This window comes from Streptococcus mitis, assembly GCF_023110375.1.
GTDB lineage: Bacteria > Bacillota > Bacilli > Lactobacillales > Streptococcaceae > Streptococcus > Streptococcus mitis_CI.
The window spans coordinates 1-13,831 of the sequence record NZ_JALDVV010000003.1 but is presented as its reverse complement, the minus strand read 5'-3'; the positions used below and the strand labels follow the sequence as shown (position 1 = coordinate 13,831).

13 protein-coding genes, 1 tRNA gene and 1 rRNA gene are annotated in these 13,831 nt (G+C 35.7%); all 15 read left to right on the top strand.

What is annotated here, in order from left to right:
- Positions 1-48 precede the first annotated feature (48 nt).
- Entirely contained in the window at positions 49-1,185 is a 1,137-nt protein-coding gene (dnaN, locus tag M1G12_RS03370; RefSeq protein ID WP_000581174.1) for a DNA polymerase III subunit beta, read from the top strand.
- Positions 1,186-1,249: 64 nt separating this feature from the next.
- Entirely contained in the window at positions 1,250-1,444 is a 195-nt protein-coding gene (locus M1G12_RS03365) for a DUF951 domain-containing protein (protein WP_000285186.1), read from the top strand.
- An 84-nt stretch (positions 1,445-1,528) separates the two neighbouring features.
- The gene (ychF, locus tag M1G12_RS03360) at positions 1,529-2,644 is read left to right on the top strand and encodes a redox-regulated ATPase YchF (protein WP_001218713.1); all 1,116 of its coding nucleotides are present in this window, start codon (positions 1,529-1,531) and stop codon (positions 2,642-2,644) included.
- Positions 2,645-2,717: 73 nt separating this feature from the next.
- Entirely contained in the window at positions 2,718-3,287 is a 570-nt protein-coding gene (pth, locus tag M1G12_RS03355) for an aminoacyl-tRNA hydrolase (RefSeq protein ID WP_004255263.1), read from the top strand.
- A complete protein-coding gene (mfd, locus tag M1G12_RS03350; protein WP_023948401.1) occupies positions 3,288-6,791 on the top strand; it encodes a transcription-repair coupling factor in 3,504 nt (1,167 codons plus the stop codon).
- Positions 6,792-6,848: 57 nt separating this feature from the next.
- Positions 6,849-7,115 carry an RNA-binding S4 domain-containing protein gene (locus M1G12_RS03345; protein WP_001234978.1) on the top strand — a complete coding sequence of 89 codons (267 nt, stop codon included), beginning with the start codon at positions 6,849-6,851 and terminating at the stop codon, positions 7,113-7,115.
- On the top strand, positions 7,108-7,476 hold the full coding sequence (locus tag M1G12_RS03340) for a septum formation initiator family protein (RefSeq protein WP_000041905.1): 369 nt from the start codon (positions 7,108-7,110) through the stop codon (positions 7,474-7,476). Before M1G12_RS03345 ends, M1G12_RS03340 begins: the two co-directional genes overlap by 8 nt.
- Before the next feature lie 4 nt (positions 7,477-7,480).
- Positions 7,481-7,603, top strand: coding sequence for an SP_0009 family protein (locus tag M1G12_RS09900; protein ID WP_000429334.1), 123 nt, complete (start codon positions 7,481-7,483; stop codon positions 7,601-7,603).
- Entirely contained in the window at positions 7,596-8,864 is a 1,269-nt protein-coding gene (locus M1G12_RS03335; RefSeq protein ID WP_004255257.1) for a serine hydrolase, read from the top strand. Before M1G12_RS09900 ends, M1G12_RS03335 begins: the two co-directional genes overlap by 8 nt.
- Complete coding sequence (gene tilS, locus M1G12_RS03330) at positions 8,861-10,138, top strand: tRNA lysidine(34) synthetase TilS (protein ID WP_237447114.1); 1,278 nt, start codon at positions 8,861-8,863, stop codon at positions 10,136-10,138. The genes M1G12_RS03335 and tilS overlap by 4 nt, the downstream gene beginning before the upstream one ends.
- 4 nt (positions 10,139-10,142) lie before the next feature.
- Positions 10,143-10,685: a hypoxanthine phosphoribosyltransferase gene (gene hpt, locus M1G12_RS03325; RefSeq protein ID WP_000892177.1), complete on the top strand. Its 543-nt coding sequence runs from the start codon at positions 10,143-10,145 to the stop codon at positions 10,683-10,685.
- A 15-nt stretch (positions 10,686-10,700) separates the two neighbouring features.
- Positions 10,701-12,659: an ATP-dependent zinc metalloprotease FtsH gene (ftsH, locus tag M1G12_RS03320; protein ID WP_237447113.1), complete on the top strand. Its 1,959-nt coding sequence runs from the start codon at positions 10,701-10,703 to the stop codon at positions 12,657-12,659.
- A gap of 120 nt (positions 12,660-12,779) precedes the next feature.
- Complete coding sequence (locus tag M1G12_RS03315) at positions 12,780-13,259, top strand: sigma-70 RNA polymerase sigma factor region 4 domain-containing protein (RefSeq protein WP_237447112.1); 480 nt, start codon at positions 12,780-12,782, stop codon at positions 13,257-13,259.
- Positions 13,260-13,349: 90 nt separating this feature from the next.
- A tRNA-Glu gene (locus M1G12_RS03310) sits at positions 13,350-13,421 on the top strand.
- Positions 13,422-13,663: 242 nt separating this feature from the next.
- Positions 13,664-13,831 (top strand): 16S ribosomal RNA (locus tag M1G12_RS03305); the annotation flags it as partial.

The following is a 13,831-nucleotide window of genomic DNA, read 5'->3' as shown; positions in this document are numbered from 1 at the left end:
ATTATTACTATTATCCTTCTAATACTAAAAATAAATAAAGGAGAATCCATGATTCATTTTTCAATTAATAAAAATTTATTTCTACAAGCCTTAAATACTACTAAGAGAGCTATTAGCTCTAAAAATGCCATTCCTATTTTATCAACCGTAAAAATTGACGTAACCAATGAAGGTGTTACTTTAATTGGTTCAAATGGTCAAATTTCAATTGAAAATTTTATTTCTCAAAAAAATGAAGATGCTGGTTTGTTAATTACTTCTTTAGGTTCGATCCTTCTTGAAGCTTCTTTCTTCATCAATGTTGTATCTAGTCTACCTGATGTGACTCTTGATTTTAAAGAAATTGAACAAAATCAAATTGTTTTAACCAGCGGTAAATCAGAAATTACCCTAAAAGGAAAAGATAGTGAACAATATCCACGAATCCAAGAAATTTCAGCAAGCACTCCTTTGGTTCTTGAAACAAAATTACTCAAGAAAATTATCAATGAAACAGCTTTTGCTGCAAGTACACAAGAAAGTCGTCCAATTTTAACAGGTGTTCATTTTGTATTGAGCCAACACAAAGAGTTAAAAACAGTTGCAACAGACTCTCATCGTCTAAGCCAGAAAAAATTGACTCTTGAAAAAAATAGTGATGATTTTGATGTCGTGATTCCTAGCCGTTCTCTACGCGAATTTTCAGCAGTATTTACAGACGATATTGAAACTGTAGAGATTTTCTTTGCCAACAATCAAATCCTCTTTAGAAGCGAAAATATTAGCTTCTATACTCGTTTGTTAGAAGGTAACTATCCTGATACAGATCGCTTGATTCCGACAGACTTTAACACTACTATTACTTTTGATGTGGTAAACTTACGTCAGTCAATGGAGCGTGCTCGCCTTTTATCAAGTGCGACTCAAAATGGTACTGTGAAGCTTGAAATTAAAGGTGGTATTGTTAGCGCCCATGTTCATTCTCCAGAAGTTGGTAAAGTAAACGAAGAAATCGATACTGATCAGGTGACTGGTGAAGATTTGACTATTAGTTTCAACCCAACTTACTTGATTGATTCTCTTAAGGCTTTAAATAGCGAAAAGGTGACCATTAGCTTTATCTCAGCTGTTCGTCCATTTACTCTTGTGCCAGCAGACACTGATGAAGACTTCATGCAGCTCATTACACCAGTTCGTACAAATTAAGTGAAAGAGGTTGAGCCTGGCTCGCCTCTTTTATGATATAATCGAAAAAGAAAAGGAGAGTAGTATGTATCAAGTTGGAAATTTTGTTGAAATGAAAAAACCACATGCTTGCACCATCAAGTCAACAGGTAAAAAGGCCAATCGTTGGGAAATTACACGTGTAGGAGCAGATATCAAAATTAAATGTAGCAATTGTGACCATGTTGTCATGATGGGGCGCTATGATTTTGATCGAAAAATGAATAAAATTATTGACTGAAACCCCTCAGTTAGAGGGTTAGCAAGTTTTCCCTTTTTGTGTTATAATATTAGGGATTGAAATAAAAACGGAGAATGAGAAAATATGGCTTTAACAGCAGGTATCGTTGGTTTGCCAAACGTTGGTAAATCAACACTATTTAATGCAATTACAAAAGCAGGAGCAGAGGCTGCAAACTATCCATTTGCGACGATTGATCCAAACGTTGGAATGGTTGAGGTTCCAGATGAACGCCTACAAAAATTGACTGAAATGATCACTCCTAAAAAGACAGTTCCAACAACATTTGAATTTACAGATATCGCAGGAATTGTAAAAGGAGCTTCAAAAGGAGAAGGGCTAGGGAATAAATTCTTGGCTAATATCCGTGAAGTAGACGCGATTGTTCACGTAGTTCGTGCTTTTGATGATGAAAATGTGATGCGCGAGCAAGGACGTGAAGACGCCTTTGTAGATCCACTTGCAGATATTGATACTATTAACCTGGAGTTGATTCTTGCTGACTTAGAATCAGTTAATAAGCGTTATGCGCGTGTAGAAAAGATGGCACGTACGCAAAAAGATAAAGAATCAGTAGCTGAGTTTAATGTTCTTCAAAAGATTAAACCAGTCCTAGAAGATGGAAAATCAGCTCGAACTATTGAATTTACAGATGAAGAACAAAAAGTTGTCAAAGGTCTCTTCCTTTTGACGACTAAACCAGTGCTCTATGTTGCCAATGTGGATGAGGATGTTGTTTCAGAACCTGACTCTATCGACTATGTTAAACAAATTCGTGAATTCGCAGCGACAGAAAATGCTGAAGTAGTCGTTATTTCTGCGCGTGCTGAGGAAGAAATTTCTGAGTTAGACGAAGAAGATAAGCAAGAGTTTCTTGAAGCACTTGGTTTGACAGAGTCAGGCGTTGACAAGTTGACTCGTGCAGCTTACCACTTACTTGGATTGGGAACTTACTTCACAGCTGGTGAAAAAGAAGTTCGCGCTTGGACCTTTAAACGTGGTATGAAGGCTCCTCAAGCAGCTGGTATTATCCACTCAGACTTTGAAAAAGGATTTATTCGTGCAGTAACTATGTCATATGAGGATCTAGTGAAATACGGATCTGAAAAGGCTGTAAAAGAAGCTGGACGCTTGCGTGAAGAAGGAAAAGAATATATTGTTCAAGATGGCGATATTATGGAATTCCGCTTTAATGTCTAAAAAAAATTAATGAATAGTGTCAATTAGGTTGGAAAAAAATTCCAACCCTTTTGGCTTTTGAAAGGAAAAATAAATGACCAAATTACTTGTAGGATTAGGAAATCCAGGGGATAAATATTTTGAAACAAAACACAATGTTGGTTTTATGTTGATTGACCAACTAGCGAAGAAACAGAATGTCACTTTTACACATGATAAAATATTTCAAGCTGACCTAGCATCCTTTTTCCTAAATGGAGAAAAAATTTATCTTGTCAAACCAACGACATTTATGAATGAAAGTGGAAAAGCGGTTCATGCTTTATTAACTTATTATGGTTTGGATATTGAAGATTTACTCATCATTTACGATGACCTTGACATGGAAGTTGGAAAGATTCGCTTAAGAGCAAAGGGATCCGCAGGTGGTCATAATGGTATCAAGTCTATTATTCAACATATTGGAACCCAGACATTTAATCGTGTTAAGATTGGAATCGGAAGACCTAAAAATGGAATGTCAGTTGTTAACCATGTTTTGAGTAAGTTTGACAAGGATGATTATATTGGTATTTTACAGTCTATTGACAAAGTTGACGATTCTGTAAACTACTATTTACAAGAGAAAAACTTTGAAAAAACGATGCAGAGGTATAACGGATAAATGGTGGCCTTATTAGATTTATTCTCAGAAAATGATCAGATAAAAAAATGGCATCAAAAACTGACAGATAAGAAAAGACAATTAATGTTAGGATTGTCAACTTCTACAAAAGCTTTAGCAATTGCTAGTAGTTTGAGACAGGAAGATAAGATTGTGTTATTGACGTCAACTTATGGAGGAGCAGAAGGACTTGTTAGTGATCTTATATCTGTCTTGGGTGAGGAACTTATCTATCCATTTTTGGTAGATGACTCCCCTATGGTCGAGTTTTTGATGTCTTCACAAGAAAAAATCATTTCACGGGTTGAAGCCTTGCGTTTTTTGACTGATTCATCTAAGAAAGGGATTTTAGTTTGTAATATCGCAGCAAGTCGATTGATTTTACCGTCTCCCAATATATTTAAAGATAGTATTGTAAAAATAACAGTTGGTGAAGAATATGACCAACACGCACTTATCCATCAGTTAAAAGAGATAGGCTATCGAAAAGTTACACAAGTACAAACTCAGGGAGAGTTTAGTATACGAGGAGATATTTTAGATATTTTTGAAATATCCCAGTTAGAACCTTGCCGAATTGAGTTTTTTGGTGATGAAATTGATGGTATTAGGTTATTTGAAGTCGAAACACAATTATCGAAAGAAAATCAGACAGAACTCACTATCTTTCCAGCTAGTGATATGCTTTTGAGAGAAAAGGATTATCAACGAGGACAGTCAGCTTTAGAAAAACAAATTTCAAAAACGTTATCACCGATTTTGAAATCCTATCTAGAAGAAATTCTTTCAAGTTTTCACCAAAAACAAATACATTCAGATTCACGGAAGTTTTTATCTTTGTGCTATGAAAAGACATGGACTGTCTTTGACTATATTGAAAAAGATACCCCAGTATTCTTTGATGATTATCAGAAATTGATGAATCAGTATGAAGTCTTTGAAAGGGAGTTAGCACAATACTTTACAGAAGAATTACAGAACAGTAAAGCATTTTCTGAGATGCAGTATTTTGCAGATACAGAGCAAATCTATAAAAAGCAGAGTCCGGTTACCTTTTTCTCTAATCTGCAAAAGGGGTTAGGCAATCTCAAGTTTGACCAAATTTATCAATTTAATCAATATCCTATGCAGGAGTTTTTCAATCAATTTTCTTTTCTAAAAGAAGAAATTGAGCGATACAAAAAAATGGATTATACTATTATCCTGCAGTCTAGCAATTCAATGGGAAGTAAAACATTGGAGGATGTTTTAGAGGAATACCAGATTAAATTGGATTCTAGAGATAAGTCAAGTGTTTGTAAAGAATCTGTAAACTTAATTGAGGGTAATCTCAGACATGGTTTTCATTTTGTAGATGAAAAGGTTTTATTGATAACTGAACATGAGATTTTTCAAAAGAAATTGAAACGTCGTTTTCGAAGACAACATGTTTCAAACGCAGAGAGATTAAAAGATTACAATGAACTTGAAAAAGGAGATTACGTTGTTCACCATATCCATGGAATTGGTCAATATCTAGGGATTGAAACAATTGAAATCAAAGGGATTCACCGTGATTATGTCAGTGTTCAATACCAAAACGGGGATCAAATCTCTATCCCAGTGGAACAGATTCATCTACTTTCCAAATACGTTTCAAGTGACGGTAAAGCTCCTAAACTCAATAAATTAAATGACGGTCATTTCAAAAAAGCCAAGCAAAAAGTTAAGAACCAGGTAGAGGATATAGCTGACGATTTAATCAAACTTTATTCTGAGCGCAGCCAGTTGAAGGGTTTTGCTTTCTCAGCTGATGATGAGGATCAACATGCTTTTGATGATGCCTTCCCTTATGTTGAAACGGATGATCAACTTCGTAGTGTTGAGGAAATCAAGAGAGATATGCAGGCTTCTCAACCAATGGATCGACTTTTAGTTGGGGATGTTGGTTTTGGAAAGACTGAAGTTGCTATGCGTGCAGCCTTTAAGGCAGTCAATGATCACAAACAGGTTGTCGTTCTAGTTCCGACGACGGTTTTAGCGCAACAGCACTATACGAATTTTAAGGAACGATTCCAAAATTTTGCAGTTAATATTGATGTGTTGAGTCGCTTTAGAAGTAAAAAAGAGCAGACTGAAACACTTGAAAAATTGAAAAAGGGTCAAGTTGATATTCTGATTGGAACACATCGTGTTTTGTCAAAAGATGTTGTGTTTGCTGATTTGGGCTTAATGATTATTGATGAGGAGCAGCGATTTGGTGTCAAGCATAAGGAAACCTTGAAAGAACTGAAAAAACAAGTAGATGTTCTGACCTTGACAGCAACGCCAATTCCTCGTACCCTTCACATGTCTATGCTGGGAATCAGAGATTTGTCTGTTATTGAAACTCCGCCGACTAATCGTTATCCTGTTCAGACCTATGTTTTGGAAAAGAATGATAGTGTGATTCGTGATGCTGTCTTACGTGAAATGGACCGTGGAGGTCAAGTTTACTATCTTTACAATAAAGTTGACACAATTGATCAGAAGGTTTCAAAATTACAGGAGTTGATTCCAGAGGCTTCAATTGGGTATGTTCATGGGCAAATGAGTGAGATTCAGTTAGAAAATACTCTACTAGATTTCATTGAAGGTCAGTATGATATCTTGGTGACAACTACCATTATTGAGACAGGGGTGGACATTCCAAATGCCAATACTTTATTTATTGAAAATGCGGACCATATGGGCTTGTCAACCTTGTATCAGTTAAGAGGAAGAGTTGGTCGTAGTAATCGTATTGCTTATGCTTATCTCATGTATCGTCCGGAAAAATCAATCAGTGAAGTATCTGAAAAGAGATTAGAAGCAATCAAAGGATTTACAGAATTGGGCTCCGGATTTAAGATTGCAATGCGAGATCTTTCGATTCGCGGAGCAGGAAATCTTTTAGGGAAATCCCAGTCTGGTTTCATTGATTCTGTTGGTTTTGAATTGTATTCGCAATTATTGGAGGAAGCTATTGCTAAACGACATGGTAATGGGAACACAAGAACCAAAGGGAATGCTGAGTTGATTTTACAAATTGATGCCTATCTTCCTGATACCTATATTTCTGATCAACGACATAAGATTGAAATTTACAAGAAAATTCGTCAAATTGACAACCGTGCCAACTATGAAGAGTTACAAGAAGAGTTGATGGACCGCTTTGGAGAGTACCCAGACGTGGTAGCCTATCTTTTAGAGATTGGTTTGGTTAAGTCTTATCTTGACAAGGTCTTTGTTCAACGTGTGGAAAGAAAAGATAATAAGATTACAGTACAATTTGAAAAAGTCACTCAGCGATTGTTTTTGGCTCAAGATTATTTTAAATCTTTATCTGCAACGAATTTAAAAGCAGCCATAACTGAGAATAAGGGATTAATGGAAGTTGTATTTGACATCCGAAACAAGAAGGACTATGAAATTTTAGAAGGTCTGCTCATTTTTGGAGAAAGTTTATTAGAGATAAAAGAATCAAAGGAAGCAATTTCCCTTTAACATTTTTCTTCTATAAAAGGGATAAAAATGGTACAATAATAATTTGAGGTAATAAAAATGAGATTAGACAAATATTTAAAAGTATCAAGAATTATCAAGCGTCGTACAGTCGCAAAAGAAGTAGCAGATAAAGGTAGAATCAAGGTAAATGGAATCTTGGCAAAAAGTTCAACGGATTTGAAAGTTAATGACCAAGTTGAAATTCGATTTGGAAATAAGTTGCTACTTGTAAAAGTACTGGAGATGAAAGATAGTACAAAAAAAGAAGATGCAGCAGGCATGTATGAAATTATCAGTGAAACACGGGTAGAAGAAAATGTCTAAAAATATCGTACAATTGAATAATTCTTTTATTCAAAATGAACACCAACGTCGTCGCTATCTGATGAAAGAACGACAAAAACGTAATCGTTTCATGGGTTGGGTTCTTATTTTGATGATTTTATTGTTCATTTTACCAACTTATAATCTTGCTCAAAGTTATCACCAATTACTCCAAAGACGTCAACAGTTATCAGACTTGCAAACTCAGTATCAAACCTTAAGTGAGGAAAAGGAGAAAGAGACAGCTTTTGCTACAAAGTTGAAAGATGAAGATTACGCTGCTAAATACATGCGTGCAAAATATTATTATTCTAAGAATCGGGAAGCTGTTTATACGATTCCTGACTTGCTCCCAAGGTGATAAAATGGAAAATTTATTAGATGTAATAGAGCAATTTTTGAGTCTATCGGATGAAAAACTAGAAGAGTTGGCTGATAAAAATCAATTATTGCGTTTACAAGAAGAAAAGGAAAGGAAGAATGCGTAAGTTCTTAATTATTTTGTTGCTACCGAGTTTTTTGACTATTTCAAAAGTCGTTAGCACAGAAAAAGAAGTCGTCTATACTTCGAAAGAAATTTATTACCTTTCACAATCTGACTTTGGTATTTATTTTAGAGAAAAATTAAGTTCTCCCATGGTTTATGGAGAGGTTCCTGTTTATGCGAATGAAGATTTAGTAGTGGAATCTGGAAAATTGACTCCCCAAACAAGTTTTCAAATAACCGAGTGGCACTTAAATAAACAAGGAATTCCGGTATTTAAGCTATCAAATCATCAATTTATAGCTGCGGACAAACGATTTTTATATGATCAATCAGAGGTAACTCCAACAATAAAAAAAGTATGGTTAGAATCTGATTTTAAACTGTACAATAGTCCTTATGACTTAAAAGAAGTGAAATCATCCTTATCAGCTTATTCGCAAGTATCAATTGATAAGACCATGTTTGTAGAAGGAAGAGAATTTCTACATATTGATCAGGCTGGATGGGTAGCTAAAGAATCAACTTCTGAAGAAGATAATCGGATGAGTAAAGTCCAAGAAATGTTATCGGAAAAATATCAGAAGGATTCATTTTCTATTTATGTTAAGCAACTGACTACTGGAAAAGAAGCTGGTATCAATCAAGATGAAAAGATGTATGCGGCTAGTGTTTTGAAACTCCCTTATCTTTATTATACGCAAGAAAAAATAAATGAAGGTCTTTATCAGTTAGATACGACTGTAAAATACATATCTGCAGTCAATGATTTTCCAGGTTCCTATAAACCAGAAGGAAGTGGTAGTCTTCCTAAAAAAGAGGATAATAAAGAGTATTCTCTAAAGGATTTAATTACGAAAGTATCAAAAGAATCTGATAATGTAGCTCATAATCTATTGGGATATTACATTTCAAACCAATCTGATGCCACATTCAAATCCAAGATGTCTGCTATTATGGGAGATGATTGGGATTCCAAAGAAAAATTGATTTCTTCTAAGATGGCTGGGAAGGTTATGGAGGCAATTTATAATCAAAATGGATTTGTATTGGAGTCTTTGACTAAAACAGATTTTGATAATGAGAGAATTGCCAAAGGTGTTTCTGTTAAAGTAGCTCATAAAATTGGAGATGCGGATGAATTTAAGCATGATACAGGTGTTGTCTATGCAGATTCTCCATTTATTCTTTCTATTTTCACTAAAAATTCTGATTATGATACGATTTCTAAGATAGCCAAAGATGTTTATGAGGTTCTAAAATGAGGGAACAAGATTTTTTAAATCATTTTCTCAAGAAGGGATATTTCAAAAAGCATGCTAAGGTGGTTCTAGCTCTTTCTGGTGGATTAGATTCTATGTTTCTATTTAAGGTGTTATCTACGTATCAAAAAGAGTTAGAAATTGAATTGATTCTAGCTCATGTGAATCATAAGCAGAGAGTAGAATCAGATTGGGAAGAACAGGAATTAAGGAAGTTAGCTGCTGAAGCAGAGCTTCCTATTTATATCAGCAATTTTTCAGGAGAATTTTCAGAAGCGCGTGCACGAAATTTTCGTTATGATTTTTTTCAAGAGGTCATGAAAAAGACAGGTGCGACAGCCTTAGTCACTGCCCACCATGCTGATGATCAGGTGGAAACGATTTTGATGCGTTTGATTCGAGGTACTCGTTTGCGCTATCTATCAGGGATTAAGGAGAAGCAAGTAGTCGGAGAGATAGAAATTATTCGCCCCTTCTTGCATTTTCAAAAAAAAGACTTTCCATCAATTTTTCACTTTGAAGATGCATCAAATAAGGAAAATCATTATTTTCGCAATCGTATTCGAAACTCATACTTACCAGAATTGGAAAAAGAAAATCCTCGATTTAGGGATGCAATCTTAAGCATCGGTAATGAAATTTTAGATTATGACTTGGCAATAGCTGAACTATCAAAGAATATTGATGTAGAAAATTTAGAGCAGCTATTGTCTTACTCTGAGTCCACACAAAGAGTTTTACTTCAAACTTACCTGAATCGTTTTCCAGATTTGAATCTTACAAAAGCTCAGTTTGAAGAAGTTAGACAAATTTTAAAAACTAAAAGCCAGTATCGTCATCCGCTTAAAAATGGTTATGAATTAGTAAAAGAGTATCAACAGTTTCGGATTTGTAAAATCAGTCCTCAGTCTGATGAAAAGGAAGATGAACTTGTGTTACACTATCAAAATCAGGTATCTTATCAGGGATATTTATTTTCCTTTGGACTTCCTTTAGAAGGTGAATCAATTCAACAAATACCTGTTTCACGGGAAACATCTATACACATTCGTCATCGAAAAACAGGAGATTTTTTGATTCAAAATGGGCATAGAAAAAAACTCAGACGTTTATTTATTGATTTGAAAATCCCTATGGAAAAGCGAAAATCTGCCCTGATTATTGAGCAATTTGGTGAAATTGTCTCAATTTTGGGAATTGCGACCAGTAATTTGAGTAAAAACACGAAAAATGATATAATGAACACTGTACTTTATATAGAAAAAATAGATAGGTAAAAAAATGTTAGAAAACGATATTAAAAAAATCCTCGTTTCACACGATGAAATTACAGAAGCTGCTAAAAAATTAGGTGCTCAATTAACTAAGGACTATGCAGGAAAAAATCCAATCTTAGTTGGGATTTTAAAAGGATCTATTCCTTTTATGGCTGAATTGGTTAAACATATCGACACACATATTGAAATGGACTTCATGATGGTTTCTAGCTACCATGGTGGAACAGCAAGTAGTGGTGTCATCAATATCAAGCAAGATGTGACTCAAGATATCAAAGGAAGACATGTTCTATTTGTAGAGGATATCATTGATACAGGTCAAACTTTGAAGAATTTGCGAGATATGTTTATTGAAAGAGAAGCAGCTTCTGTTAACATTGCAACCTTGTTGGATAAACCAGAGGGGCGTGTTGTAGAAATTGAGGCAGACTATACCTGCTTTACTATTCCAAATGAGTTTGTAGTAGGTTATGGCTTAGACTACAAAGAAAATTATCGTAACCTTCCTTATGTTGGAGTATTGAAAGAAGAAGTGTATTCAAATTAGAAAGAACAATTTTTAATGAAAAAACAAAATAATGGTTTAATTAAAAATCCTTTTCTATGGTTATTACTTATTTTTTTCCTAGTTACAGCCTACCAGTATTTTAGTACAGGTAGTGTTGCAGGGAAAAGTGAGCAAATTAATTATACAGAATTGGTAAAAGAAATTACTGATGACAATGTAAAAGAATTGACTTACCAACCAAATGGCAGTGTTATCGAAGTTTCAGGTGTTTATAAAAATCCTAAAACAAGTAAAGAAGAAACAGGCATTCAGTTCTTTTCTCCTTCTGCTACAACAGTAGAGAAATTTTCAAGCATCATTCTTCCTTCAGATACGACAGTATCTGAATTGCAAAAACTTGCTTCTGATCATAAGGCGGAAGTAACTGTTAAGCATGAAAGTTCAAGTGGTATGTGGATTAATATTCTTGTATCCATTGTGCCATTCGGTATTCTTTTCTTCTTCCTATTCTCTATGATGGGAAATATGGGAGGAAATAATAGCCGTAACCCGATGAGTTTTGGACGTAGTAAGGCTAAAGCTGCAAATAAAGAAGATATTAAAGTAAGATTTTCAGATGTTGCTGGAGCTGAGGAAGAAAAACAAGAACTAGTTGAAGTTGTTGAATTTTTAAAAGATCCAAAACGATTTACAAAACTTGGAGCCCGTATTCCAGCAGGTGTTCTTCTAGAGGGACCTCCGGGAACAGGTAAGACGTTACTTGCTAAGGCAGTCGCCGGAGAAGCAGGTGTTCCATTCTTTAGTATCTCAGGTTCTGACTTTGTAGAAATGTTTGTCGGAGTTGGAGCTAGTCGTGTTCGTTCTCTTTTTGAAGATGCCAAAAAAGCAGCACCAGCTATTATCTTTATCGATGAAATTGATGCTGTTGGACGTCAACGTGGAGTCGGTCTTGGCGGAGGTAATGACGAACGTGAACAAACCTTGAACCAACTCTTGATTGAGATGGACGGTTTTGAGGGAAATGAAGGGATTATTGTCATCGCTGCGACAAACCGTTCAGATGTACTTGACCCTGCCCTTTTGCGTCCAGGACGTTTTGATAGAAAAGTATTGGTTGGCCGTCCTGATGTTAAAGGTCGCGAAGCAATCTTGAAAGTTCATGCTAAGAACAAGCCTTTAGCGGAAAATGTTGATTTGAAATTAGTTGCCCAACAAACTCCAGGTTTTGTTGGTGCTGATTTAGAGAATGTATTGAATGAAGCAGCTCTAGTTGCTGCTCGTCGCAATAAATCGGTAATTGATGCCTCAGATATTGATGAAGCAGAAGATAGAGTTATTGCTGGTCCTTCTAAGAAAGATAAGACAGTTTCACAAAAAGAACGTGAATTGGTTGCCTACCATGAGGCAGGACATACCATTGTTGGTCTAGTCTTGTCGAATGCTCGTGTTGTGCATAAAGTTACCATCGTACCACGCGGCCGTGCAGGCGGTTATATGATTGCACTTCCTAAGGAAGACCAAATGCTTCTATCTAAAGAAGATATGAAAGAGCAATTGGCTGGCTTAATGGGTGGACGTGTAGCTGAAGAAATTATCTTTAATGTCCAAACTACAGGAGCTTCAAACGACTTTGAACAGGCGACACAAATGGCGCGTGCAATGGTTACAGAGTACGGTATGAGTGAAAAACTTGGCCCAGTACAATATGAAGGAAATCATGCTATGTTTGGTGCACAGAGTCCTCAAAAATCAATTTCAGAACAAACAGCTTATGAAATTGATGAAGAAGTTCGTTCATTATTAAATGAAGCACGAAATAAAGCTGCTGAAATCATCCAATCAAATCGTGAAACTCACAAGTTGATTGCAGAAGCATTATTGAAATACGAAACATTGGATAGTACACAAATTAGAGCTCTTTATGAAACAGGAAAGATGCCTGAAACCGTAGAAGAGGAATCTCATGCATTATCTTATGATGAAGTAAAGTCAAAAATGAATGATGAAAAATAACCCAAAGAGAGGCTTGCCCTCTCTTTTTTGTGCAGTTTAGACGGTGTAGGGAACAGAATGGAGGAAATGGGACGAAAGTGTTTCTGAATCTGTTAAACTGTATCTAGAAAGGGGAACGTTATGTTTAAAGAATTGTATAAAGAAGTCCAGGGAATTGTGTACAAGTGTAGAAATGAATATCATCTCCATTTATGGGAGCTATCTGATTGGGACCAAGAGGGAATGATTTGCTTACATGAATTGATCAGTAGAGAAGAAGAACTAGTAGAAGATATTCCTCGTTTACGAAAATACTTCAAAACTAAATTCCGGAATCGAATTCTAGACTATATACGTAAACAAGAAAGCCAGAAGCGTAGATATGATAAAGAACCTTATGAAGAAGTAGGTGAGATCAGTCATCGTATCAGTGAGGGAGGTCTGTGGCTAGATGAGTATTATCTCTTTCATGAGACACTAAGAGATTATAGAAACAAACAAAGTAAAGACAAACAAGAAGAGTTAGAACACGTCTTAAGAAATGAACGCTTCCGAGGACGACAAAGAGTATTAAGAGACTTACGTATTGTGTTTAAAGAGTTTGATATCCGTACACACTAGGAAGCCATGCAAAAAATAAAAAAGTTTAAAAAAGTAGTTGACAAGTCAGAAAAAGTCGGTATAATAGTAAGAGTTGAAAATACCAACTCAGGTCCGTTGGTCAAGGGGTTAAGACACCGCCTTTTCACGGCGGTAACACGGGTTCGAATCCCGTACGGACTATGGTATGTTGCGGATGGAACACTTGATGAAAAAAGGTTAAAAAAGTTTCAAAAAAGTGTTGACAAGCGAAAGCGACTGTGATATACTAATATAGTTGTCACTTGAGAGAAGCAAGTGACAAAGACCTTTGAAAACTGAACAAGACGAACCAATGTGCAGGGCACTACAACTAAGGTTGTAGTACTGAACAATGAAAAAAACAATAAATCTGTCAGTGACAGAAATGAGTGAGAACTCAAACTTTTAATGAGAGTTTGATCCTGGCTCAGGACGAACGCTGGCGGCGTGCCTAATACATGCAAGTAGAACGCTGAAGGAGGAGCTTGCTTCTCTGGATGAGTTGCGAACGGGTGAGTAACGCGTAGGTAACCTGCCTGGTAGCGGGGGATAACTATTGGAAACGATAGCTA